We start from the raw sequence: 24,204 nt of genomic DNA on the forward strand, positions 1-24,204 counted from the left end.
AGGTTTATTCCGCCGCCTGCTGTTCACCTGCCGGCAGGAAACGCCCCTTGCGGGCTTCGATCTCGGCGAGCAACCCCTTTTCAAGCCCCAGCCGGAACAGGATTTCGGCAATCAGGAAGGCGGGCGCCATGAAAATCTGGGTGAGGTTGGTGAAAAGCGCGGGGCGGCGGCCTTCGAAATAATGGCCGACAAACTGGATGATCCAGCCGACCACGAAAAGCCCGGCAAAGCTTTTGACCGCGAAGCCGGTGCCATAGCCCGCCAGATGCTCGGCACCGTAAAGAAGCGCACCATAAAGAAGCACGGCGACGATGCCGACAAGCGGTGCCATCAGCACATAATAAAGCAGCAGAAGGCCGATCATCAGCCCGGCGAGCGTCAGGGCGCCAACCTCGAACTCAACGAGCCTGACGGGTGCCATCAGCACCATCAGCGAAAAAACGATCATCGGTACGCCCAGATGATGGGTTGCCTCGTTACGCTTGTCGCGGTGATAGGCCGCATACATGGCCAGCTGATCCAAGAACCATTCACGCATCGTCATCCCTCCCCGGATATGGATACGGGACCAAGGCTAGGCGCCGGACAGCCGCGAATCAAGCTTTCTCGGCGACCTTCGGCAAGCTCAGCGCCAGGATCAGGTAACCGAGGATGCCGGAGGCAAGCGAGCCGACAACGATGCCGAGCCGCTCGTCAACGATCGCACTGAGGGCTGCCTGCTCGAACGCCAGCGAACCGATGAAAAGGCTCATGGTGAAGCCGACACCGGCCAGCACCGACACCCCGTAGAAGGATCCCCAGTTCGATCCGTCCGGCAATTTCGCCAACCCGAGCCTGATGCCAAGCCCGCAGAAAGCGAGGATCCCCAGCTGCTTGCCGACAAAAAGTCCCGCCGCGATACCCACAGGGATGGGATGCAGCAAGGCATCAAGCCCGAGCCCCGCGAAGGTGATGCCGCTGTTGCAGAAGGCAAAAACCGGCAGGATCACATAGGCAACCGCCGCATGCAGGTCTTCCTCGAGGTCACGCAAGGGGGAATGTTCGGGGTCGGCCGGATTGTTGATCGGGATGAAGAAAGCGAGCACCACACCCGCGAGCGTGGCATGAACCCCGGATTTCAGGAGCCCGATCCACATCACACCACCAGCCACGAAATAGAGGCTGCGCGACATCACGCCGAACCGGTTGAGGCAGAAAAGCAGGGCAACCATGAGGGCCGCGACCACAAGGGCAGCGAACGAAATCTGGCTGGTATAGAAGAAGGCGATGATGAGGATGGCGCCAAGGTCATCGAAAATGGCAAGCGAGGTGAGGAACACCTTGAGCGCTAGCGGCACCCGGCTGCCGAAAAGGGCAAGGATACCAAGCGCGAAGGCGATGTCGGTGGCAGCCGGGATGGCCCAGCCCTGAAGGGCAACCGGGTCATGCCAGTTGAAGAAGGCATAGATGCCGGCGGGCACCACCATGCCACCGACGGCACCCAGAAGCGGCAGGATGATGGCCCGGCGGTCGGCCAGCTCGCCTTCGATGAACTCGCGCTTCAGCTCCAACCCCACAAGCAGGAAGAAAACGGCCATCAGCCCGTCATTCACCCAAAGGAGAAGCGGCTTGTGGATCGCGAGAGCCCCCACCTGCACGGCAACGGGGGTATCGAGAAGGAGCCCGTAAGCGGGTGCAAGCGGCGAATTCGCAGCGATCATGGCGAGCACCGCTGCCCCCATGAGCAAAAGGCCCGCCGTCTGTTCCTGTTTCAGGAATGCCTGCAGGAATGCCGCCGCCGATTTCATCCGATCTTTCCTCCCGGTCAATTGTCTGATGCAGGCATGTAGGATTACACGGCCGCGGAACAAGACCCTAGACTATCGATTTTCAGAAAAGCATACCGGAATCCGGCATCGACCGGTAGCGGCAGGTGGTGACCCCGACTGGATTCGAACCAGTGGCCCCCAGATTAGGAATCTGGTGCTCTATCCAGCTGAGCTACGGGGCCCCATTGCCATGATGCCGAGGGTCCGTTTACCCTGATCGGGTTCGGGCGTCAACCGCGCCCGCCCGGTGAGGCGCCAGCGTCGGTCCGGGCTTACAGCAGGAACCAAAGGGAGAGAAGTTCCATGATCCACAGAAAAGCCGGCCGACTGGCCATCGCCGCCGCGGGCGCATTGTTCCTTGCCGCGCCCGGCGCCACCTGCATGGACGATTCCGTCGATCTTGTGGCGGAAGCAACCGCTGGCGGCGGCAAGCTGCATTATTATCCGAACGCCGAACAGCTCGGGGCCCTTTTCGCGCGCCCCAACGCGGTGAAGAGTGTTGAAAATGGCCAGACGACAGAAGACCTGATGGTTTTCATCTCGAAAGGCCGTCAGGTCGACCTCGGCTTCTATGACGCTACCGCCTCGCGCTGGGATATCGATGACTATAGCGTTGATGAATTCATGTATTTCCTTGAAGGAGGCGTCACGCTTACCGGGGCCGATGGCACGGTCACCGAGGTGAAGGCTGGCGACGCCGTTTTCATCGAAAAGGGCTGGAAAGGCGTTTGGGAAACAAGCGGATATCGAAAAATCTATGTGATTTACCAGAATGAGTGAGTAAGCTTCCGCTCAGCAGTGTCCCACGGTCGGCGAGGCAGGGTCTTCAATGGAGTTCCGCAGACTGGTCATTCCCGTCTTTCTGGCGATCGGTCTTTCGGTCGCCGCACTGATGGTGACGGTGATCTATCTGGCAAGCGAAGAAGACGAGATCGCCCTGCAGAATGAGGGACGCTCGCTGAAGCTCGCCGTTGCCAACCTGCGGTCTGACTTTGAAGCCCTTGCCGAAGACTATGCCTGGTGGGACGACTTTGTCGCCAACACGTTGATCCACTATGATAAAGCATGGGTCGACCGCAATGTCGGGGCCATCGTGGATGGCACCCTGCGCGTGGATACGGTGCTGATCGTCGGTTATGCCGGCGCCGATCTTGGCACCTATATCCCGACCGGCATGCCAAGCCGACAAGCCTGGATGCAATCGACCGCCGGGCGGGTCATCCTCGCCACCGCGCGCAACCCCGCACTCCCTACCCGCAGTGGCTTCGTGCAGATCGGGGGCGAGCTTTACCTCGTCGTCGTGTCCCCGGCCCTGCCCACTTCCGAGATGCCTGCATGGCAGGACCTGCCACCCGACCGCCATGCCACCCTCGTAACCATCCGCGCCATGAAGTCGGAAGACTGGATCCGGGTTGGCGAGAGCGCCAATATCGACAGTCTCCGCTTGGCCGACGGCAGCTTCAGCCGGATGGAGCACGTGCTTTACGGCATCGATGAGGCCCCCATTGCCAGCCTGACCTGGACACCAAGGGAGCCCGGCCGTCGCATGCTCCTGAATGCCGCGACGCCGACGGTGATCCTTCTTGTCCTCCTCGGCCTTGTGCTGGCCCTTTTCGTGCGGCGCGCCTCGGCCCTCGTCCACCAGCTTGAGACGGCAAGCCGCAGCAAATCGGATTTCCTCGCCTCCATGAGCCACGAAATCCGCACACCGATGACCGCGATCCTAGGCTTCACCGACCTTCTGAAGTCTGAAACGTTCGGGCCCCTCGGCAGCGAGAAGAACCGCGAGTATCTGGGGCTTGTCGCCGAAAGCGGCCAGCACCTTCTGGCCATCATCAACGATATCCTTGACTTGTCGAAGCTGGAGGCCGGACGATTTGAACTGAGCCCTGACCAGGTCGATCCGTCCGAAATCGTGGAAGCTGTGCTCGGCATGTTTGAAGCGGCCGCCGGTATGAAGGAAATCACCTTCGAGGAAAAGTGCGAGTTCGCCCAGATCGAATCCGATGCCCGCGTGATGCGGCAGGTGCTGATCAATGTGGTGTCGAACGCGCTGAAATTCACACCCACCGGCGGCACCATCAGCATCACGGGGGAACTGACCAGCACCCGCTATGCCATCACGGTCACCGACACGGGCTATGGCATGTCGGACGAAGACCTTTCCCGCGCCATGGAAATTTTCGGGCAAGCCGACGATATCCGGGTGCGCCGCCAGCAGGGCACCGGGCTCGGGCTGCCGCTCGTGCAACGCTTCATGCAACTGATGGGGGGCTCGCTCGATATCCAGTCGCGCCTTGGCGAGGGCACGATCGTGCGCCTGAATTTCCCGCTGGCCGGGCTGCCGCGCAAGGGCAAACGCCGGAAGATTGCCGGCACGGAAGGCTGAAGTGACCGGTATCCTTGCCGCCTTTATCGCCGTCGTCGGCCTGTCTGGCCTGCCGGACGGCCTGAAGCCTTGCGGCGGCGGACGAGTAGCGGAGGTGGCAGGCGGCGATAGCCTGACTCTTGAAGACGGCACCAAGGTACGACTCGCCCAGATCCTTGCCCCCCGTGTGGCTGCGCCGGGCAGTCCGTATGAAGACTGGCCGCATGGCAGAGAGGCGAAGGCAGCACTCGAACGGCTGGCACTGGGCCAACCCGTCTCCCTCCACTGCGAAAGCCTCCGGCCCGACCGGCACGGCGCTCTTGTCGCCCATATTGTGCGCGGCGGCGAATGGCTACAGGCCCGGCTGGTGGCAGGCGGCGACGCTTTCGCCTTCGCAGGCCCCGGCGAGAAGGGCACAGCACCGGCGCTTCTTGCCCTTGCCGACACTGCCCGCAAGGCAATGACTGGCCTTTGGGCGCTCCGGGCCTATGCCCCAAGACATGCGGACGACGCCGGCAGCGTGACGGGGCGTTTTGCGCTGATCGAGGGCACAGTCCGGAAGGCTGCCCGGGCGGGGAGCACACTTTATCTGAATTTCGGCGAGGATTACCGGCGCGACTTCACCATCGAAATCCCCATGCGGCTGGCAGAACGGATGAGGACGGAGGGCACCGATCCGCTCACGCTCGCCAGCCGCGCGGTGCGGGTCACCGGCTTCGTCGACTGGAAAGGCGGGCCACATATCGCGCTCACCCACCCCGGCCAGCTTGCGATCCTCCCCGGAAATGAAACAAGGCCCGGCCCCGGTGAAGGGAAGCCGAGCCTTGCTCAGGAGTAAAGCTATGTCTGCCTTATATCAGGCAGCCAATTCCTTTTCGAGGCGCACGATGGCGGCTGCCTCGTCGATATCCTCGACAGCGGCGAGTTCACGCGCCAGACGGCCGAGCGCCGCTTCATAGATCTGACGCTCACTGTAGGACTGTTCGGGCTGGTCGGCGCCGCGGTGCAGGTCGCGCACCACTTCGGCGATCGACACCAGGTCACCCGAATTGATCTTGGCTTCATATTCCTGGGCGCGGCGGCTCCACATGGTGCGCTTCACCTTGGCCTTGCCCTTCAGCGTCGTGAAGGCTTCCTTCAGGGTCGCTTCAGACGACAGGCGGCGCATGCCGCTGCCATCGGCCTTGTTGGTCGGCACACGCAGGGTCATCCGTTCCTTTTCGAAACGGATCACATAAAGCTCCAGCTTCATGCCTGCGATTTCCTGGCTTTCCAGCTCGACGATGCGGCCAACGCCATGTTTCGGATAGACGATATAATCACCCACAGCAAAGGGATGCTTACTCGGTTTGCTTGCCATAACGGTAATCAGTCCTTTTCCATTATACTGTGCGGCGCTCTTGGTGCCGGGGCAGTTTCCTGCAGTACGGCACCTTCGGCCGCCGGGCGGATGTCCCGCGATGCTCCACCCGCAGAGGCATCGCCACCCTTGACCGGACTCTGGAACCAAAGCCAGGCATTCGAGCGACGACTTTATGTTTGATTGATGGCACGGACCATCGTACCCCGGCCACGAATTGGCTTTAGGGCGCTATCGCGGGGGATTGTAACACAAGTTCAACAAAAAAAGTAGCCCCCGCAGGGGCTATTCTTCAAAAATTTCGCAGAATTCCGGGGCTCCCGGCGGATTCTGTGCAGTGCAACAGAGACGGCAGCGAATAGTCCTTGCGAGTCAAGCGGCTACAGGAATCAGCTGCCCTGGCCAGGTTTGGGGGACAGAAGATCCTTCTTGCCCGGCTTGCCCTTCCAGTCATCCGCATCGGCAGGTGCGTCGCCCTTCACCGTGATATTCGGCCATTCTTCGGAATATTTGGCGTTGAGCTCGAGCCATTCTTCAAGCCCGTCCTCGGTGTCGGGCAGGATCGCCTCAGCCGGGCACTCGGGCTCGCACACACCGCAGTCGATGCATTCATTGGGGTTGATGACGAGCATGTTCTCGCCTTCATAGAAGCAGTCGACAGGGCAAACCTCGACGCAATCCATGAATTTGCAATTGATGCAGGCCTCGGTAACGACATAGGCCATCGGTGTCTCCTATTCCTCAATCGGCTGCGGGCTCAACCAGTTCAATGCGGTTTAGCGCAAAAAAGCATGGGCCCGCAACGGCCTTTTCACCGGAACACTCAGTCGTCACCACCCCGCAGGCGGTCGGTCGCCCGACGCTCCGCCTTTGTAGGGCGGCCGCTGCCTGCCTCGCGGGCGGCCACAGGTGCCGGAATGTCCGGGTCATCGCGCTTCGGCCGCGGCGGGCTGAGGTCTTCGTAAAGGGCTTGCGCTTCGGGCGCAGGGCCGCGGCGGGACCCGAGTGCCAGCACCTTCACCGTGAACAGGTGCTCGCCGCGCGCAAAAGTCAGGATATCGCCGACCTTCACGGTCGCTGCCGCCTTCGTGACATGGCCGCCATTGAGGCGCACCTTGTGGCCACGGCACGCCTCGGCAGCAAGGCTGCGCGACTTGAAGAATCGCGCAAACCAGAGCCATTTGTCGAGCCGGAGGCTGGTGCCATCAGCCATCACGCGAGCCTATTTCTTGCGGGAGAGCTGATCCTTGAGCCCGGCAAGAGCGGCAAAAGGCGAATCGGGATCGATCGGCTTTTCCGGGCGCGCTTCGCGTTTGGGGCCGCGCTGGTCGCCACGCGGCTTGCCACCACGCTCGTTCCGGTCGCCCCTCGGGGCGCCACGATGCTCGCCGCCGCCATGACGTTTGCCACCCTGGTTCGGCTTGCCGCCGCCACGCTTGCGGTCGCCGCCTTCGGGCCGGGGACGGCGCGCCGGCGCCCAGTGGAAGACATAACGTTCGACCATTTCGGGCTCGGCGCCCTCGGCCGCGGCTTCGGCGGGCACCTCTGCAGGTGCTTCGGCCGGAGCGGCGTCTTCGGTCACAGCCGGTGCCGCTTCCTCGCCCTCGGCGGCAGGTGCCGCTTCAGCATCAGCGGCCGCAGGGGCTGCAGTCTTCGGCACCACAGGCAGGGAGCGAATCTCGTGGCCGTAGCCGATGGCTTGCATGACGGCCGCGAAATCCTCACCCGACAGGCCGACAAGGCCCATGATTTCGGGGGTGACCTCGAACCAGTCGCCGCCAGAGCCAAGCGGACGCACGGCATCGGCCAGACGCTCCATCATGTCCATGCGGACGGCTTTTTTGCCGGCAAGACGGAAACCACCAAGATTGTAGAAGTCAACGGGTGCCGTGGCCTCGGCCTCGACCCACACCATGCCCGGCGTCGGGATCGGCGGCAGGGCAGCCTGGCCCGTTTTCATCGCCCACATCATCAGGCGCAGCTCGGTGGCGTGCGGCTTCAGGAGAAGCGGCATGTAAAGGCTGAAGGCGCCGATACGGATACCGAAACGGCGCAGGCCCTTGCGGGCATCCTGATCGAGCGACTTGAGCTCCGACGCCACTTCGGCGCGACTGAGCACACCGAAACCTTCGACGAGCCGGTAAGCAATACCGCGCACCGCGCCAGACAGGGCTTCCGCACCTTCAGGGGCTTCCACTTCACCGTTCAGCTCGCGCGCCAGTGTCACGAGCGGGCCGAGCTTGTCGGTCACGCGCTCGTCGAGCCATTCCTGTGCCTTCGACAGCACGAGGTCGGCATTGTCGCCTTCAAGCAGGACATCGCGCGCCAGTTTCGCCCGCGGCGCGAACAGCGCACCCGAATCATGGACCGTCGCAACCACCGCCCCTTCCCAAAGGAGGCGCGGGAATGCGAGGCCTTCGGAGAAATCGAGGGAAAGCGTCTTGTAGCCCACATTGGCAAAGAGTTTGGCCCGGCGGGTCATTTCGGCACCGAGGGCTGCTTGCGCTGCTGCCTCGAGGGTGCGCTGGTCGCTCCCTGCCGTACCCGGTTCCGCCTTGAAGGAGAAGCCATGAAGTTCGCCGATGTCATGTCCTTCGACAGACACCTGGTTCGTCTCGTTATCGATGCTCACGCTGAGTTCGCCCCTTTGCCTGAGCGAGCGCATCAGGACGGCCGTGCGCCTGTCCACAAAGCGCTGGGTTAATTGTTCATGCAGGGCGTCGGAAAGTTTGTCTTCCACCCCGCGCGTCACATGGGCCCAATGGGCCGCGTCCGCGAGCCAGCTTTTCTTGTGGGAAATATAGGTCCACACACGGATGCTGGCGATGCGACCGGCCAAGGTATCTATATCGCCCGCGACATTGTCAAGGCGCTTCACCTCCCGCGCGATCCAGTCGTGGGGAATGGTACCGGTTTCCCCCATCAGCGCTTCATACAGCCGGCGCACCAGATAGAGGTGGTCATCCATGTGAAGTTTACGGAAATCCGGGACCTGACAGGCATCCCAGAGCGCCCGGACCGCCGCTTCGCCACTTGCAAGCGCGCTGATCGCCGGATCGGCCGCCAGCGCCTTCAGCGTGCGCACATCAACCGCATCGTGCGCCCGCATCAGGCCATCAAGGCGCGGCGGAGCCTCGAGCGACCATGTCAGGGATTCGATTGAGGAAAAATCGAGTCGGTGGTTGCGCCAGACAATCCGGCGGACCGGTTCGAAGGTGTGGTCCTCAATCCGCGAGATGGTGCCGGGGTCCATCGTGTCGGTGCCCGAAAGGGTCGAAAAAGTGCCGTCTTTCTCGAACCGGCCAGCACGGCCAGCAATCTGCGCGGCCTCGGCGGGCATCAGGTGGCGGAAGGTTCGCCCATCGAATTTGGAGAGCCCGGCGAAGGCCACATGGCCGATATCCATATTGAGACCCATGCCGATGGCGTCGGTCGCCACCAGATAATCGACCTCGCCCGACTGGTACATCCCGACCTGCGCGTTGCGGGTGCGGGGGGAAAGCGCGCCCATGACGATGGCGACCCCGCCCTTCTGGCGCCGGGCAAGTTCGGCAAGGCCGTACACATCGGCCGCCGAAAAGCCCACGATGGCCGAACGGCGCGGCAGTCTTTGCAGGCGCTGTGGCTTGGCGTAGGAAAGCGTGGAAAGCCGCGGCCTGCTGACAATTTCGGCGTCCGGCACAAGCTTCTGGATAAGCGGCCGCATGGTATCGGAGCCGAGAAGCAGCGTTTCCGATAGCCCGCGGGTATACAGAAGGTGCTCGGTGAAAACATGGCCGCGCTCGGGGTCCGCCGCCATCTGGATCTCGTCGATCGCCACAAACTCGACACCCGCCTCGCGCGGCATGGCCTCGGCGGTGCAGAGGAAATACCGCGCGCCCTTCGGCACGATCCGTTCTTCGCCGGTCACGAGCGCCACGCGCGATTTACCCTTGATGGCAACGACCCGGTCGTAAACCTCGCGCGCCAGAAGCCTGAGCGGAAAGCCCATGGCGCCCGAGGCGTGCGCCAGCATGCGTTCCACGGCATAGTGCGTTTTGCCGGTGTTGGTGGGGCCAAGGACGGCCTTGATGATACTCACGCTTCAGGCCCCTCACTGCCGTTATAGTGGCTGATATAGGGTCGATTGCCCGGCACGCCAAGCCCGCAGTGGCGCTTTTCGGCCCCGCAAACGACAGGGCAACGCTTGACTCTTGGCCGCTTTTCCCGTATCCCCCGCGCACTGCTTGCTATCAATGGCGGGCAGGTCATAACGATTCCCGGGTTTTGGGCCTCGCCCTCCCCGGCAGAAAAAAAAGGATAACGATCATGTCGCGCGTATGCGAACTTACCGGCAAGAAAGTAATGACCGGCAACAACGTGAGCCACGCTCACAACAAAACCCGTCGCCGCTTCCTGCCGAACCTCGTGCAAGCTACCCTGATTTCGGATGCCCTCGGTCGCTCGGTGACCCTGCGCATCTCGACCCACGCGCTGCGTTCGGTCGAACACAATCATGGCCTCGACAACTTCCTCCTGAAGCAGCGCGATGCCAATCTCTCGCCCAAAGCCCAGAAGCTGAAGGCAGAGATCAAGAAGAAAGCCGCTGCTGCCGCCTGAGGGGTCAGCGAAGCAAGGCTTCCATAATGAAGCGCCGCGAGGGGAACCCTTCGCGGCGTTTTCATTTGGGGGTGAGGCGGAGCCGGACCTGTCAGTCTTCGCGAAGACGGAAGACGAGTAGGATCGTGCGCTGCAGGAAGTTCAGATTGTCGTCTGAAATCATATAGACGATGGTGTTTCCCGCCTCGTCGGTGCCGATATCGAGGCCTTCCATATTGTCGACCGCGAGCGGCGGCACGAAAGTCGCCAGTTCCTCGCCTTCCATTGTTGCCCCTGGCCGGATCGTTGCCGCCCGGATGCGCACAAGCTTGGCGCCGATCCCGTCCATCTGGTTGAAGCGGCGCATCAGCACAAGGATATCGCCGTTCGGCATCGTGGCCGCGTCGGTCGGCGAATAATTGAGCGGCGGGCGGAAATAGAGCCTTTCGGTCTCAGTCGGGCCAATCAGGAAGGCGCGCAGGCGCCCTTCGGTATCAAGCCCGTTCTCGATGAAAGCCAGAAGCCGGGTGCGATCCTGCATCCAGGCGACGGCTTCAAGCCCGCCATTATCGGATACGCCCGAAAAATCGAGCTTCTTCATGCGATCCGGCCACCAGCTGGTACCGCCGGGTTCGCTGATATATTCGATCCGGTGCAGCCCTTCATACCCGACGAGATATCCAAGCGGAGCGCGCACCACGCTTTCGGAATCGGCCGTCTTGTCGGAAAGCGCCATCACATCAGGGCGCGGCCGCTGCCAGATGATCGCGGGATCGGTGAAAGGCGCGGCTTCGTTTGAAGGGTCGAAAAAGGCCTCAAGCCACAGCCCCTTGTCACTGAGCGAGCGGAAGCGGAAGGCGCCGCGCGGCGAGGGGTCGATCAGCAATGTCGAATAGCCGCCGAACTGCCAGTGCTCGGCCTTCAATGTCCAGCCGGCGAGATAATCGAGCTTGCCGACCGATTTGACCGACGGGTCCTTCGAATTGAGCGGGATCGGCGTGGTGACAAGATCGATCTTCTGGCCGAAGCTCTTCGTGATGGCGGGGCGTTCTTCGCGCGCCGCCACCTCGTCGCCCTTCATCACCTTGCCAGCGATGGCTCCAACAGCGGCGACAAGCGCCAGACCGACGATGGCAAGATGACGCGCCCTCACCGCCGCGTCGCTCCGCGCGGGGTGGGGACGACCTCTTCAAAAAGCGCGGCAAGCTGCTCTGTCATGGCTCCTCCAAGCTGTTCGGCGTCCAGAATAGTCACAGCTCTTTGATAATATCGTGTCACATCGTGGCCGATGCCAATCGCAATCAGTTCCACGGGCGAGCGTTCCTCGATCCAGCGGATCACCTGCCGCAGGTGCTTTTCAAGATAGGTGCCGCTGTTGGCCGACAGCGTGCTGTCATCCACCGGGGCGCCATCCGAGATCACCATCAGGATACGGCGGTCCTCGGGCCGGGCGATCAGTCGGTTATGCGCCCAGAGGAGCGCTTCACCGTCGATATTCTCCTTCAGGAGACCTTCGCGCATCATCAGGCCAAGGTTGCGACGCGCCCGGCGAAGCGGTGTATCGGCCGTTTTATAGATGATGTGGCGAAGGTCATTCAGGCGGCCCGGATTCTGGGGTCGGCCTGCCGTCAACCATTCCTCGCGCGACTGGCCGCCCTTCCAGGCCTTGGTGGTGAAGCCGAGGATTTCGACCGCCACGCCGCAGCGTTCCAGCGTGCGGGCCAGGATATCGGCCGAAATGGCCGCGATAGAAATGGGCCGTCCGCGCATCGAACCGGAGTTGTCGATAAGGAGCGTGACAACCGTATCCTTGAAATCGGTATCCGATTCGAGCTTGTAGGACAAAGGCTGCAGCGGGTTTGTCACCACGCGCGACAGGCGCCCGGCATCGAGGATGCCTTCCTCAAGATCGAACTGCCAGTGGCGGCGCTGCTGCGCCAGCAGGCGGCGCTGCAAACGGTTGGCAAGGCGGGACACAGCCCGCGATAGGTGCGCCATCTGCTGGTCTAGATAGCGCCGCAACCGGTCCAACTCCTCAGTGTCGCACAGGTCCTCGGCGCGGATCACTTCGTCATAGGCAGCGCTATAGACTTCATAGAAGGCGGTTTCGGACAGTTCCTCAAGCGGGCGGTTGGGCCGCCACGGGATGGAGGATTCACGCCGGCCTTCGCCCGATTCGCTTGCTTCACCCTCGGTATCCTCGACCGCAGCGTCACCATCATCTTCGCCCTCGGCGCTGTCTTCGCCATCGGATTCACCGCGTTCGGACCCTGCCGCTTCGTCGCCTTCAGCCTCTTCCGTGTCGCCGCCCGGCTGTTCAGCAGCCGAGGCGGAGGCATCGTCGCCGCCGTCCTCGTCGCGGTCCTCGAAATCATTCTCGCCGGGTGTGTCACCCAGCAGTTCCGAAATCAGCGTGCGGGCGATCACCGAGGCTTTCTGCTGGTCGCCGATCCGCTCGACCAGTTTGTCGAGATGGTGGCCGACCGCCGCCTCAATGAGCGGGCGGAGCGTGGCGACCGAACCCTCGACCGAGAGCGGCGCTTCCTCACCCGTCAGGCGTTCGCGCACCAGAAGGCCGACAACCGCCGCCATATGCGCCTTGGCGTCCTCGGCCGGGCGGCCAAGACCTGCGGCCAGCGCGCGCTTTTCAGCGAGGGCGGTGAGATTGACCCCCATGCCATCCATCCGGCGGCTGCCGATGGCCTCATAACGGGCGGTTTCAACACTATCAAAAATGGCGCGGGCAAGGCTACCGGTCGGCGCCAGCCGCGCATGCATCACGGGATTGTGGAACCGGTGCCGCAGCGAAAGCGCGTCAGCCACGCCGCGGATTTCGGCGATATCGCGCGCTGCCGCCTGGGCAGGCAGGTGCGGCAAGCGCATCTCGCCGCCCGAAAGGCCGGGATGATCGGCTACAAAGCGCACAGATAGCCCCTTGTCTTCGGCAACCGCACGGGCGGTCGCCGCGACGGCGCTTTCAAAGGCTTCGATCTTCTTGCGGCTGTCGTCGGGCATGGTGGCTGGGTGCCCCTGACTTACATCCGGCGCACGGCGTGGGCGGCCGATTCCGGCAGGTCCTGCCCGAAGGCACGCTGGTAATATTCAGCCACGATGGTGCGCTCGGCCTCATCGCACTTGTTAAGGAAACTGACCCGGAACGCAAAGCCCACATCATTGAAGATGCGGGTATTCTGCGCCCACGAAAGCACGGTACGCGGGCTCATGACCGTGGAAATATCCCCGGCGATGAAGCCTGCCCGGCTCATGTCGGCCACATGCACCATGTTCGAGATCATGCGCTGGCCTTCTTCCGTCTGGAAGCCCGGTTCCTTCTTCAGGATGATTTCGGTTTCCGTGTCGTGCGGCAGGTAATTCAGGGTCGCGACGATGTTCCAGCGGTCCATCTGGCCCTGGTTGATCTGCTGCGTGCCGTGATAAAGCCCCGTCGTGTCGCCAAGCCCGATGGTGTTCGAGGTCGCGAAAATGCGGAAGGCCGGATGCGGGCGAATCACCCGGTTCTGGTCGAGAAGCGTCAGCTTGCCTTCAACTTCGAGCACGCGCTGGATCACGAACATCACATCCGGGCGGCCGGCGTCATATTCATCGAACACGATGGCGCAGGGATTCTGCAGCGCCCACGGCAGGATGCCTTCCTGAAACTCGGTGACCTGCTTGCCGTCCTTCAAGACGATGGCGTCCTTGCCGACAAGATCGATCCGGCTGATATGGCTGTCGAGGTTGACACGGATTGTCGGCCAGTTGAGGCGCGCGGCGACCTGTTCGATATGCGTCGACTTGCCCGTGCCGTGATAGCCCTGGATCATCACCCGGCGGTTGTGTGCGAAGCCCGCGAGGATGGCGAGCGTGGTTTCCCGGTCGAACACATAGCTTTCGTCGATATCCGGCACATGCTCGCTTCTTTCCGAAAAAGCGGGCACAACAAGATCGCTGTCGATCCCGAACGCATCGCGGACTTTGACTTCTGTATCGGGCATCCGGAGGGGCGGGAGCAAATCGGCCGCATTGGCGGTCATGGGATCTTCCTTCATCTCACTATCAATTCTTCGGCCATTATAACACAGGCCTTTAACGGCGCGCCGGGGAGGCCTATATCTCGGGTGACAATCTCACCGGCCGTATCTCTCGGGCGCCAATGTCGCCCGGAGGACAGCAAGAAACAAGTCTTTCGTGAGAGGCGCGGCAAGAGGGCGCAGGGCAAGGAGTGAAGCAATGGGCGAGGTTTCGGACGCGATCATGGAAAAACTGTCGGCGGCATTGTCGCCGAAGGTCATCGATGTGATCAATCAATCGGAAATGCACAAGGGCCATGCGGGCTATTCAAACGGTGAAAGCCATTTCGCCGTGAAGATTGTCTCGGATGCCTTCGAAGGCAAAAGCCGGCTGGCGCGCCAGCGGCTTGTGATGGATGCCCTGAAGGCCGAGCTCGCAGGCCCCCTGCATGCTCTTTCCATCGATGCGAAAACACCCGCTGAAGCCGGCTAGAATCCGGTGAGGCGGTATATTGCTGTCGCTGCCGCGCTCGCCTTTTCAGGTCCGGCGGCGGCCGAACCCCTTTCGATCGTCGCACAGGAAATGCCGGGGCTTTTGTCGCCGGTTGCCGGTCGGCCTTATGGCGGCCTGCCCTATAACGAGCTTCTCGGCAAGCTGATCGAGGCAAGCCCGGTCCCTGTTTCGGTGAAGGTGGAACCCGGCTACAGGGGGCCCCGCAACTGGACCGATCGGCAGTATCAATGCATCTTCGGAGGCGTCAGCTCGCCCGGGCACAAGATTCCACCGAACGACACATCCATCACCCCGGATGACTGGGCAACCCTCGTGATTTCACGACCGTTCAACATCCTCACCGTCCATGCATGGAACAGGGCTGACAGCCCCGTCGTCACGGATCGGAAAATGCTGGAAGACGCCGTGGTGGCAGTCGACGAGGTCCTGTCGCTGGACCTCGGCCTGCATGCGCGGGCCGATATCGCCGGCAGCCGGATGGTGAAGGTGAAAAATCCTTGGGAGGCGCTTGATCTTCTGCAAGCCGGCAGGGTGAATTTCGCCTATGCTTTTGACAATGACGTGGAGTTATACAGGCGCCGCCACCCCGGAATTGGGATCGGTGCCGACCGGAACCTCAAGCTTCTGGTTCTTGAGGAAAGCATGATGTGCTGGCCGGGCGAAGGGGCTGAAACCTTCATCAGCTATATCGACGCGCGCCTGAAAGCCCTCGATGCAAGTGGCGAACTGGCCCGGCTCACATTGAAGGATCGCGCTCGCCCCGGTGCGGACGCCAGCCCATAAGGGCAGCGGTGCTGAGGGCGCCGAGGGCGAAGGCGATCAAAAGATCGGCAGCGGTGAACATGTCCATGGGTCGTCTCCTGTTTCCTGAAAGCCATTGGACGCACAATTTTTGGCAAGATTGTGCCGGAAATCGGGAGTCTTTGTTGCAATTGGCCATAGGTTGGGCGATAAGGCACTGATTTCAGGGCTGGCCGGGTGGATTCGCCCCGAATCCCGCAAAAACGGCCCCCGCCTTCCTGTCCCCTTTGATGGAGGTCCTTTTCCATGTCCCATCCGCGTCTTGATACCCTCGGTACGCGCCGCAAGCTTAAGGTCGGCGACAAGTCTTACGACATTTTCAGCCTCAAGGCCGCTGCCGAGAAAGTCGGCGATGTGAGCCGCCTCCCCTACACGCTCAAGGTTCTTCTTGAAAACCTGCTGCGCTACGAAGACGGCACCACGGTCAAAACCGAGGACATCCAGGCGCTCGTCGACTGGCAGAAGACCCGGAAAAGCACCCACGAGATCGAATATCGCCCGGCCCGCGTGCTGATGCAGGATTTCACCGGCGTTCCGGCCGTTGTGGACCTCGCGGCCATGCGCGATGCGATGAAATCGCTCGGCGGCAACCCCCGGAAGATCAACCCGCTTGCCCAGTGCGACCTCGTGATCGACCACTCGGTAATGGTGGACAAGTTCGGCACCCCGATGGCGTTCAAACAGAACGTGGACCTCGAGATGGAGCGCAACAACGAGCGCTACGAGTTCCTGCGCTGGGGCCAGAACAGCCTTGATAACTTCTCGGCCGTACCGCCCGGCACCGGCATCTGCCACCAAATCAACGTCGAATATCTGGCGAAAACGGTCTGGACCACCGAAGAAGACGGCGTGACCTTCGCCTATCCTGACACCTGTGTAGGCACCGACAGCCACACCACCATGGTGAACGGCCTTGCCGTTCTCGGCTGGGGTGTGGGCGGGATCGAGGCCGAGGCTGCCATGCTCGGCCAGCCGGTTTCGATGCTGATCCCCGAAGTTGTCGGCTTCAAGCTGACCGGCAAGCTGAAGGAAGGCATCACCGCGACCGACCTCGTGCTCACCGTCACCCAGATGCTGCGCGCGAAGGGCGTGGTCGGCAAGTTCGTGGAATTCTACGGCAACGGCCTTGACGAACTGACCATCGCCGACCAGTCGACCATCGCCAACATGGCCCCGGAATACGGCGCCACCTGCGGCTTCTTCCCGATCTCGGCCCAGACGCTGAACTACCTGCGCTTCACCGGCCGTTCGGACGAAACCGTCGCCCTCGTCGAAGCCTATGCCAAGGAACAGGGCATGTGGCGCGACAGCACGACCCCCGAGCCGGTGTTCACCGACACGCTTGAACTGGACATCTCGACTGTTGTTCCCTCGCTCGCCGGCCCCAAGCGCCCGCAGGACCGTGTGGAACTGACCGGCGTTGTGCAGGGCTTCTCCAAAGTCCTCGAAGCGGCCGGCAAACTTTCCGACACCAAGGAATATGCGGTCGAAGGCGAAGACTTCACCCTGAAACACGGCCATGTCTGCATCGCCGCGATCACCAGCTGCACCAACACCTCGAACCCGGGTGTGCTGATCGCTGCCGGCCTCGTCGCCAAAAAGGCACACGCGCTTGGCCTGAAGCGCAAGCCGTGGGTGAAAACCTCGCTCGCCCCGGGCTCGCAGGTTGTGACCGACTATCTCGCCAAGGCTGGCCTCACCGAGCATCTCGATGCGCTCGGCTTCAACCTCGTCGGTTACGGCTGCACCACCTGTATCGGCAACTCGGGTCCCCTCGATGAACCGATCTCGAAGTCGATCAACGGCAACGACCTCGTTTGCGCGTCGGTCCTGTCGGGCAACCGTAACTTCGAAGGCCGTGTGAGCCCGGACCTGAAGGCCAACTATCTGGCCTCCCCGCCGCTCGTTGTGGCTTACGCCATCGCCGGTTCGATCCTGACCGACATCACCAAGGAGCCGGTCGGCACCTCGAAAGACGGCAAGCCGGTTTACCTGAAGGATATCTGGCCGACCAACCAGGAAGTCCATGATGCCATCGCCAAGTCGCTGACCCGCGAAATGTTCATCGAGCGCTATTCGAACGTGTTCGAGGGCACCCCGGAATGGCAAGCCATTCCGGTGGCTGAGGGCGAAACCTACGACTGGAACAGCAAGTCGACCTATGTCCAGCATCCGCCCTACTTCCAGGGCATGAGCAAGACGCCGGGCGAAATCCACGACATCAAGGGCGCCCGTCCGCTCGCCATCCTCGGCGACAGCATCACCACCGACCACATCAGCCCCGCAGGCTCGATCAAGGCGGCAAGCCCAGCCGGCAAGTATCTGCAGGAGCACGGTGTGGCTGTGGCGGACTTCAACAGCTATGGCTCACGCCGCGGCAACCACGAAGTGATGATGCGCGGCACCTTCGCCAACATCCGCTTGCGTAACGAAATGGCGCCGGGCACCGAAGGCGGCTGGACCACGCACTATCCCTCGGGCGAAGTGATGTCCATCTATGATGCCTCGATGCAGTATCAGGATGCAGGTATTCCGCTCGTCGTCGTCGGCGGCAAGGAATATGGCACCGGCTCGTCGCGCGACTGGGCTGCCAAGGGCACCAACCTTCTGGGCGTCAAGGCCGTGATCGTGGAAAGCTTCGAGCGTATCCACCGCTCGAACCTCGTTGGCATGGGCGTCCTGCCGCTGCAGTTCAAGGACGGCATGACCCGTGAAACGCTCGGCCTCAAGGGCACCGAAACGTTCGATATCACCGGCATCGAAGGCAATATCACCCCGCGTCAGGACGTGGATGTGACCATCACCTTCGCCGATGGCACCACAAAGGCCATCAAGGTTCTGTGCCGCATCGATACCGCGAACGAAGTGGAATATTACCGCCACGGCGGCATCCTGCACTTCGTGCTCCGGAACCTTGCGGCCGCCTGATCGGGCGCTCGGTTGCAATCTTCAGGAAGGCCGCCTCCGGGCGGCCTTTTTCATGCTATTCGCTGAATGCCCGGACGGTCGGGCGCTGGCGGAAAAACGAATAAAGGAAAGTGATACAGCCTTCGCTGTCCTTCACCGGCAGGTCAAGCACATGCAGAGCGGCATGTTCCCGCCCCTCGAAGGGCACGATGCCTTCGACCCGGCCATAGACGCCGCCGGCCCGGATGGCGCCGAAATGCCCGTGGAAATCGGAAAAGACGATCCCCGGCACGGCCGAGAAGCGGCCCCCCGCGCGGATCAGGCCGTCGAAGATATCGGCGGCGCGCTGGCCCACCAGCCTGAATTTGAGGTCACCGTCCTCAAGGATTTCCGACACGATCATCGAATCATGCCAGCCACCAAAATCGCGAAAGCCAAGGTCGCGGCGCTTCGGCACCCGGCCGTCGGCCCGGAGCCATCTGCGGATCGGCGCGTGATAAGGCGCCAGAAAAGGATTGGCTTCGAAATCATCAAGCTCGGTGAGCGGCCGTGCCTGTGCACGAAAGGATGCCGGTTCCATAATGTGGCCCTCGTCCTCCGGCTGGAAATTGCACCACGACCCCTGAGCCCAATCTACCTGAATCACGAAGGCGTCACAATCACCCTTGGAACCGAACCCTCACACACTGGTGATTCGCAAGTGACGCGGCCTTTGCATAGGTTGGGTCCATGAAAGTCATGTATCGTATCCATCGTATCCTTCGTGCCGCCGCCTGTGCGGGTCTTGCTGTCACCGCGACAGCCACCACCCTGCCTGCCGCCGCCGAGGGGCCATCGCCCACTGTTGTTGAACTGTTCACGAGCCAAGGCTGCTCGTCCTGCCCGCCGGCGGACGCAGCCCTCGCCTCGCTGCGCGATCACCCCGATATCCTGACGCTCACCTGGGCTGTGGATTACTGGGACAGGCTGGGCTGGCAGGATACCTTCGCCGAACCCAACAATGCCGTGCGCCAGACCGCCTATAACAAGCGGCTTGGTCGCGGTGGTGTCTACACCCCGCAGATGGTTTTCGACGGCGTGGACGAATGTGTGGGATCGGACCGCACCCATATCCGCGACCTTCTTGAAAAGCTGAAGGCCGGTCAGCAAACACACATCCCTGTCACCCTGAAAGCTGATGGTGACAATCTGACCGTCGACCTGCCCGCCACCGACATTGGCGAGGAAATCGCCGTCCGGCTGGTGTGGTATCTCTCGGACGCGACGGTCGAGATCGGCGACGGCGAGAATGCCGGCCGCACGCTTCACTATACGAATGTCGTACGCGGCAGCGATATCATCGCCGACTGGACGGGTGATGCCCGGCAGCTGAAACTCGATATCGCCGCCGGCCGCACGCTAGGTGCCGACCATGCCGCCATCCTCCTGCAAAAGGGGTACGGGCACGGCCCGATTGTGGGCTCTGCCAGCACCAATATCACCGCGCCTGCAGCCAATCCTTGACATGGGCGCCTGATTCCGTCATAAGCCGCCGCGGCGACAATGACCGGTCCAATGAGGGGCTGGCTAAAGAACCGGGCCGTAATCCGGTTTTCATTTTGAACGATGTTTCCGTGCGACGAGCGCACAGGTCCTGTCAGTGCCCCCATCGAGTGGGCGTCTTTCCGGTCCCGGCGAAATAGAGTTCCCGCCAATTTGGACCGGCGCTGGACATAAGTTTCCACGCCATAGAGAAGAAAAAGACAGGACAAGCCATGAGCGATTTTACCTCGCTGGGCCTGGCTGCGCCTTTGCTGCGCGCCATTGAAGCCCAGGGTTACACCAATCCGACTGCCATTCAGACCGAGACCATCCCCGCGCTGCTGGAAGGTCGCGACCTGATCGGTATCGCCGAAACCGGCGGCGGCAAGACGGCGGCTTTCGTGCTGCCGCTTCTTGAGAAACTGGTTGCCGAAGACAAGCGTGCCATGCGGATGATGCCGCGTGCGCTGATCCTCGCCCCCACCCGCGAACTTGCCAAGCAGATCAACGATGCGATCCGCGACCTTGCCAAATTCGTCAAGATCCGCACCTGCGCCATCTATGGCGGCGACAGCTACCGCACGCAGATCGCCTTCCTCGAGCGCGGCGTGGACATCCTTGTCGCGACCCCCGGCCGCCTGATCGACCATATGAAGCGCGGCACCGTGTGGCTCGATGACTGCCACACCTTCATCCTTGATGAAGCCGACCGCATGCTGGACATGGGCTTCCTTGATGACGTGCGCGCCGTTGCCGGCAAGATGCCGCAGGAACACCAGGCCGTCATGTTCTCGGCCACCATGTCGGACGAGATCCGCGCGCTGACCGAAAGCCTTCTTGAAAATCCGCATGAAGTATCGATCGAGCGCACGTCGCTGGTGGCTGATGCCGTGGAGCACCGCGCGCTTTTCACCACCAAGGGCGACAAGCCGAAGCTGCTGCTGCACCTCATCGAGCGTGAAGAAGCGAGCCGCGTGATCGTGTTCGTGCGCACCAAGGCGCAGGCCGACGAGGTCTCCGACTTCCTCAATGACAACGAATTCCCGGCCGATTCGCTGCACGGTGACAAGAAACAGCGGGAGCGCGAGCGCACCATCCGTTCGTTCAAGACCGACCGCATTTCCTACCTTGTCGCGACCGACGTTGCGGCCCGCGGGCTGGACGTGAAGGACGTGACCCATGTGATCAACATGGACACCCCGATCGACCCCGAAGCCTATATTCACCGCGTTGGCCGTACCGGCCGTGGCGGCGCCTCGGGCAAGGCTTTCACCATGGTTGACCGTGGCGAGTTCGGCCTCCTGCGCGCGATCGAACGCCTCATCGGTGCAGCCCTTGAAACCGATAGCGACCATCCGTTCGAGCTTGTCATCGACAAGTCGAAAGGCCCCAAGAAGAGCTTCAAGAAAGACGGTTTCCGCAAGGATGGCCCGCGCCGGGACTTCAAACCGCGCGGCGACCGTTTTGGCGGCGAAAAGCGCGAGTACAAGCCCCGTGAAGACCGCTTCGGTAGCGAAAAGCGCGAATGGAAGCCTCGCGAAGATCGTGAAGAAGGCCAGAAACGCGAGTACAAGCCGCGCGAAGACCGTTTCGGCGGTGAAAAGCGTGAGTGGAAACCGCGTGAGGATCGCTTCGAAGGCGGCAAGCGCGAATTCAAACCCCGCGAGGACCGCTTTGACGGCGAGAAGAAGCCTTTCAAACGTCGTGAAGACGGTTTTGAAGGTGGCAAACGCCCGTTCAAGGACCGCGAAGACCGTTTTGGTGGTGAGAAACACGAATTCCGCGCCCGTGACGACCGCAATGGCGGTGAAAAACGCGAATACCGCAAGCGGGAAGATCGCGACGGCGGTGAGAAGCGTGAGTGGAAGCCCCGCGAGGATCGCTTCAGCGGCGAAAAGCGCGATTTCAAACCCCGCGGCGAGCGTTCGTTCGACAAGCGCGACGGTGAGAAGCGCGGTTTCGGCAAGCGTGAAGGCGGCTTTGAAAAACGCGAAGGCGGTTTCGAGAAGCGCGAGCGCGGTGAGCGCACCGAGCGTCCGGCCCGTGTGGTGTCGGATGCCGAATTCCGCGCCAAGCCGCGTGGCAACGGTGCCGAGCGCCGTGCCGAGCGTGATGCAGCCAAGGCTAAAGGTGCCCCGACCCGTCGCAAGGCTCCGGCAAAAGCCGATTTCTCCAAGAAGGGCGGTTACGCGCCCCTGAAACGCCGCGCCGGCTGAGTGCCCTAACAGACCTCGGCTATCGAGCGCGCGACAAAGGCGCCCCGGTCGTCCGACCGCGGGCGCCTTTTAATTTTCAGCATTGGCCGCCGTTCCGGGGAGCAGATCGAACTTCGCGCCAAAAAGCGGCGACCGAAAAATACCGACGCGGACGTCATATCCCGGCTTTACAAAGAAGGGCACCAGCGTCTCGATCACCCGTTCCTCGCCGTTATCGAATCGCACCTTGATGGCGCGCAGACCGCGGGCGTCCATATCCTCTGTCGAGACAACTACGCCATGGATCACCATCGTGGGCTCAGCCGGCACACGGCTGCCCCAGTAAACAACCGCGGCAAGGGCCGCGAGCACCAGCATCGCAATCTGCAGTTTCTTCATGTCTCCCCCTCCAGTTCCTTCACCGCCCAGCGGGCAGCATCGGCCACCACATCCGCCGGATCATTTGCCAATTCCTTCGCCTTCGGCAGCAAGCTCGGGTCCCCGGAATTGCCGACGGCGATCAGCACATTCCGGATGAACCTGTCCCGCCCGATCCGCTTGATCGGGCTGCCGGCAAACACCTGCCGGAAACCGGTGTCATCAAGCTCGATGAGGTCAGCGAGGCGCGGGGCTGCCAGTTCGACCCGCGCGTGATATCCCGCCTCGCGCGCCACGCTTGCAAACTTGTTCCAGGGGCAGGCAGCAAGGCAATCATCGCAGCCATAGATGCGGTTGCCCATCGCCTTCCTGAATTCTTCCGGGATCGGCCCCTTGTGTTCGATCGTCAGGTAACTGATGCAGCGCCGCGCATCGATCTTGCCCGGCCCCGTGAATGCCGCCGTCGGGCAGGCCTCAAGGCAGGCGGTGCAGGCACCGCAGTGATCTTTGTGGGGTATGTCTTCGCCAAGCACCATGTCGGTGAGGATCGCGCCGAGGAAAAGCCAGCTGCCGAACTCGCGCGAGACAAGGTTTGTATGCTTGCCCTGCCAGCCGAGCCCGGCTTGCGCGGCGAGCGGCTTTTCAGCGACCGGAGCGGTATCCACAAACACCTTCAGGCCGCAGCCATAGCGTTCTCCCATCCAGCGACCGAGCGCCTTCAGGCGGCTTTTGACGATATCGTGGTAATCCCGCCCGCGCGCATAGACCGAGATATTGCCGTGGGAGGGATGGTCCAGCAACGTTCGCGGATCGGTCTTCGGGGCATAATTCATGGCGAGCATCACGGCCCCCCTGGCCCCGTCCCAGAGGTTCGCCGGCGTCAGGCGCTCCTCGATCCGGTCCCTCAGCCAGTCCATGCTGCCCTGCCGGCCATCGGCCACAAAGGCCAGAAGCCCCTCGCGGACCGCAGCCGTCGTTTCGGCACGGGTGAAACCCACGGCATCGAAGCCGAGTGACTTCCCCTGCGCGATGATTTCGGACCGAACGACTTCTGGCGATATGTCAACCGCCTTAGTCACTTAGAAGTCCAGCTGGTCGTAATGCTTGGGGGGCATGATGCCGCCGACCCGGTCGGACAGCAGCGTGCGCACGGCGCGGCGGCCTTTCACACGCATGTACCAGTCCTTGGCTTCGGGCCAGTCTTCCCAGACGATGTCGCCGAAATAGTCGATGACGCTGATATGCGCCACTGCTGCCGCGTCCGCCATCGAATAGCGGTTGCCGGCCAGATAGTGGCGGCGCTCGGCGAGATAGCCGATATAGCGCATATGGATTTTCAGATTGTGCGAGGCGCAGCGGATCGCCTCGCTATCGGGCTCGCCCATGCCGAGGAAACGCTTGTTCAGTTTTTCAAGGACCGTGAGCCGGGTGACCTCGGTGCCGAGCTTGGTATGGAACCAGCCGGTCAGGCGGCGCATCTCGGCGCGTTCTTCGGCGGTGCCATCAAGAAGGGTTGGCGACGGGACCGATTCTTCCAGATATTCGGCAATCGCCATGGTGCCCGAAAGCGCCACGCCACTGTCGAGCACAAGCACCGGCACCTCGCCCGCAGGGTTGAGCTGCAGGAAAGCGGGACGGCGCTCCCAATCCTTCTCGAGGCGGAGTTCAAAATCGATCCGCTTCTCGGCAAGCATCAGGCGGATGAAGCGGGCGGCTGGGCTCAGCCAATGGTGATACAGGACAGGCATAACGCCCTTCATATCG

General features: G+C 62.0%; 22 protein-coding genes and 1 tRNA gene. 9 read left to right on the top strand and 14 right to left on the bottom strand.

The genetic code is table 11. From position 1 onward, the window contains the following. Positions 1–4 precede the first annotated feature (4 nt). From OU694_RS10255 to OU694_RS10265, 3 genes are all read right to left on the bottom strand, one after another. Positions 5–538 (bottom strand): Mpo1 family 2-hydroxy fatty acid dioxygenase, encoded by a 534-nt coding sequence (locus OU694_RS10255; RefSeq protein WP_308910912.1) that lies wholly within the window; start codon positions 536–538, stop codon positions 5–7. Positions 539–596: 58 nt separating this feature from the next. After that, positions 597–1,787 carry a Na+/H+ antiporter NhaA gene (nhaA, locus tag OU694_RS10260; RefSeq protein ID WP_308910913.1) on the bottom strand — a complete coding sequence of 397 codons (1,191 nt, stop codon included), beginning with the start codon at positions 1,785–1,787 and terminating at the stop codon, positions 597–599. A gap of 126 nt (positions 1,788–1,913) precedes the next feature. Next, a tRNA-Arg gene (locus tag OU694_RS10265) sits at positions 1,914–1,990 on the bottom strand. A 121-nt stretch (positions 1,991–2,111) separates the two neighbouring features. Here OU694_RS10265 and OU694_RS10270 point away from each other — a divergent pair. The 3 genes from OU694_RS10270 to OU694_RS10280 are packed head-to-tail and all read left to right on the top strand — an operon-like array spanning position 2,112 to position 5,014. Beyond that, the gene (locus tag OU694_RS10270; protein WP_308910914.1) at positions 2,112–2,588 is read left to right on the top strand and encodes a cupin domain-containing protein; all 477 of its coding nucleotides are present in this window, start codon (positions 2,112–2,114) and stop codon (positions 2,586–2,588) included. 49 nt (positions 2,589–2,637) lie between these two features. Continuing rightward, positions 2,638–4,197 (top strand): sensor histidine kinase, encoded by a 1,560-nt coding sequence (locus OU694_RS10275; protein ID WP_308910915.1) that lies wholly within the window; start codon positions 2,638–2,640, stop codon positions 4,195–4,197. 1 nt (position 4,198) lies between these two features. Continuing rightward, positions 4,199–5,014 (top strand): thermonuclease family protein, encoded by an 816-nt coding sequence (locus tag OU694_RS10280; RefSeq protein ID WP_308910916.1) that lies wholly within the window; start codon positions 4,199–4,201, stop codon positions 5,012–5,014. A gap of 18 nt (positions 5,015–5,032) precedes the next feature. Here the strand turns inward: OU694_RS10280 and OU694_RS10285 are convergent, their stop codons facing one another. From OU694_RS10285 to OU694_RS10300, 4 genes are all read right to left on the bottom strand, one after another. After that, complete coding sequence (locus tag OU694_RS10285; RefSeq protein ID WP_289504192.1) at positions 5,033–5,536, bottom strand: CarD family transcriptional regulator; 504 nt, start codon at positions 5,534–5,536, stop codon at positions 5,033–5,035. A gap of 389 nt (positions 5,537–5,925) precedes the next feature. Continuing rightward, complete coding sequence (gene fdxA / locus OU694_RS10290; RefSeq protein ID WP_308910917.1) at positions 5,926–6,261, bottom strand: ferredoxin FdxA; 336 nt, start codon at positions 6,259–6,261, stop codon at positions 5,926–5,928. Positions 6,262–6,359: 98 nt separating this feature from the next. Beyond that, positions 6,360–6,749 (bottom strand): RNA-binding S4 domain-containing protein, encoded by a 390-nt coding sequence (locus tag OU694_RS10295; protein WP_308910918.1) that lies wholly within the window; start codon positions 6,747–6,749, stop codon positions 6,360–6,362. A 9-nt stretch (positions 6,750–6,758) separates the two neighbouring features. Beyond that, positions 6,759–9,617, bottom strand: a complete 2,859-nt coding sequence (locus OU694_RS10300; protein ID WP_308910919.1) for a helicase-related protein — start codon at positions 9,615–9,617, stop codon at positions 6,759–6,761. A 227-nt stretch (positions 9,618–9,844) separates the two neighbouring features. Between OU694_RS10300 and rpmB the strand changes: the two genes are divergently transcribed. After that, positions 9,845–10,135 carry a 50S ribosomal protein L28 gene (gene rpmB, locus OU694_RS10305; RefSeq protein WP_308910920.1) on the top strand — a complete coding sequence of 97 codons (291 nt, stop codon included), beginning with the start codon at positions 9,845–9,847 and terminating at the stop codon, positions 10,133–10,135. A 91-nt stretch (positions 10,136–10,226) separates the two neighbouring features. On the opposite strand, the gene OU694_RS10310 is transcribed toward rpmB, so the two are convergent. The 3 genes from OU694_RS10310 to cobS are packed head-to-tail and all read right to left on the bottom strand — an operon-like array spanning position 10,227 to position 14,148. Continuing rightward, positions 10,227–11,267, bottom strand: a complete 1,041-nt coding sequence (locus OU694_RS10310; protein ID WP_308910921.1) for an esterase-like activity of phytase family protein — start codon at positions 11,265–11,267, stop codon at positions 10,227–10,229. Further along, positions 11,264–13,129: a cobaltochelatase subunit CobT gene (gene cobT, locus OU694_RS10315; protein ID WP_308910922.1), complete on the bottom strand. Its 1,866-nt coding sequence runs from the start codon at positions 13,127–13,129 to the stop codon at positions 11,264–11,266. The genes OU694_RS10310 and cobT overlap by 4 nt, the downstream gene beginning before the upstream one ends. A 20-nt stretch (positions 13,130–13,149) precedes the next feature. After that, positions 13,150–14,148 (bottom strand): cobaltochelatase subunit CobS, encoded by a 999-nt coding sequence (gene cobS / locus OU694_RS10320; RefSeq protein ID WP_308910923.1) that lies wholly within the window; start codon positions 14,146–14,148, stop codon positions 13,150–13,152. A gap of 196 nt (positions 14,149–14,344) precedes the next feature. Here cobS and OU694_RS10325 point away from each other — a divergent pair, with 196 nt between their 5' ends. From OU694_RS10325 to acnA, 3 genes are all read left to right on the top strand, one after another. Next, positions 14,345–14,617, top strand: a complete 273-nt coding sequence (locus tag OU694_RS10325; RefSeq protein WP_308910924.1) for a BolA family protein — start codon at positions 14,345–14,347, stop codon at positions 14,615–14,617. Positions 14,618–14,623: 6 nt separating this feature from the next. Further along, positions 14,624–15,421 (top strand): transporter substrate-binding domain-containing protein, encoded by a 798-nt coding sequence (locus tag OU694_RS10330; protein ID WP_308910925.1) that lies wholly within the window; start codon positions 14,624–14,626, stop codon positions 15,419–15,421. 264 nt (positions 15,422–15,685) lie between these two features. Further along, positions 15,686–18,367, top strand: a complete 2,682-nt coding sequence (gene acnA, locus OU694_RS10335; RefSeq protein ID WP_308910926.1) for an aconitate hydratase AcnA — start codon at positions 15,686–15,688, stop codon at positions 18,365–18,367. Positions 18,368–18,422: 55 nt separating this feature from the next. Here the strand turns inward: acnA and OU694_RS10340 are convergent, their stop codons facing one another. Beyond that, positions 18,423–18,926 carry a PAS domain-containing protein gene (locus OU694_RS10340; protein WP_308910927.1) on the bottom strand — a complete coding sequence of 168 codons (504 nt, stop codon included), beginning with the start codon at positions 18,924–18,926 and terminating at the stop codon, positions 18,423–18,425. A gap of 149 nt (positions 18,927–19,075) precedes the next feature. On the opposite strand from OU694_RS10340, the gene OU694_RS10345 reads away from it, so the two are divergent. Beyond that, positions 19,076–19,849, top strand: coding sequence for a DUF1223 domain-containing protein (locus OU694_RS10345; protein ID WP_308910928.1), 774 nt, complete (start codon positions 19,076–19,078; stop codon positions 19,847–19,849). 251 nt (positions 19,850–20,100) lie between these two features. After that, positions 20,101–22,083 (top strand): DEAD/DEAH box helicase, encoded by a 1,983-nt coding sequence (locus OU694_RS10350; protein ID WP_308910929.1) that lies wholly within the window; start codon positions 20,101–20,103, stop codon positions 22,081–22,083. A 69-nt stretch (positions 22,084–22,152) separates the two neighbouring features. Here OU694_RS10350 and OU694_RS10355 read toward each other — a convergent pair whose 3' ends face one another. From OU694_RS10355 to OU694_RS10365, 3 genes are read right to left on the bottom strand one after another with little or no spacing between them, the layout of a single operon-like run. After that, positions 22,153–22,461 carry a hypothetical protein gene (locus tag OU694_RS10355; RefSeq protein WP_308910930.1) on the bottom strand — a complete coding sequence of 103 codons (309 nt, stop codon included), beginning with the start codon at positions 22,459–22,461 and terminating at the stop codon, positions 22,153–22,155. Beyond that, entirely contained in the window at positions 22,458–23,501 is a 1,044-nt protein-coding gene (queG, locus tag OU694_RS10360; protein ID WP_373460356.1) for a tRNA epoxyqueuosine(34) reductase QueG, read from the bottom strand. The genes OU694_RS10355 and queG overlap by 4 nt, the downstream gene beginning before the upstream one ends. A gap of 18 nt (positions 23,502–23,519) precedes the next feature. Continuing rightward, positions 23,520–24,188 (bottom strand): glutathione S-transferase family protein, encoded by a 669-nt coding sequence (locus OU694_RS10365; protein WP_308910932.1) that lies wholly within the window; start codon positions 24,186–24,188, stop codon positions 23,520–23,522. Positions 24,189–24,204 lie beyond the last annotated feature (16 nt).

The organism is Pseudokordiimonas caeni, assembly GCF_026719705.1.
GTDB lineage: Bacteria > Pseudomonadota > Alphaproteobacteria > Sphingomonadales > Kordiimonadaceae > Gimibacter > Gimibacter caeni.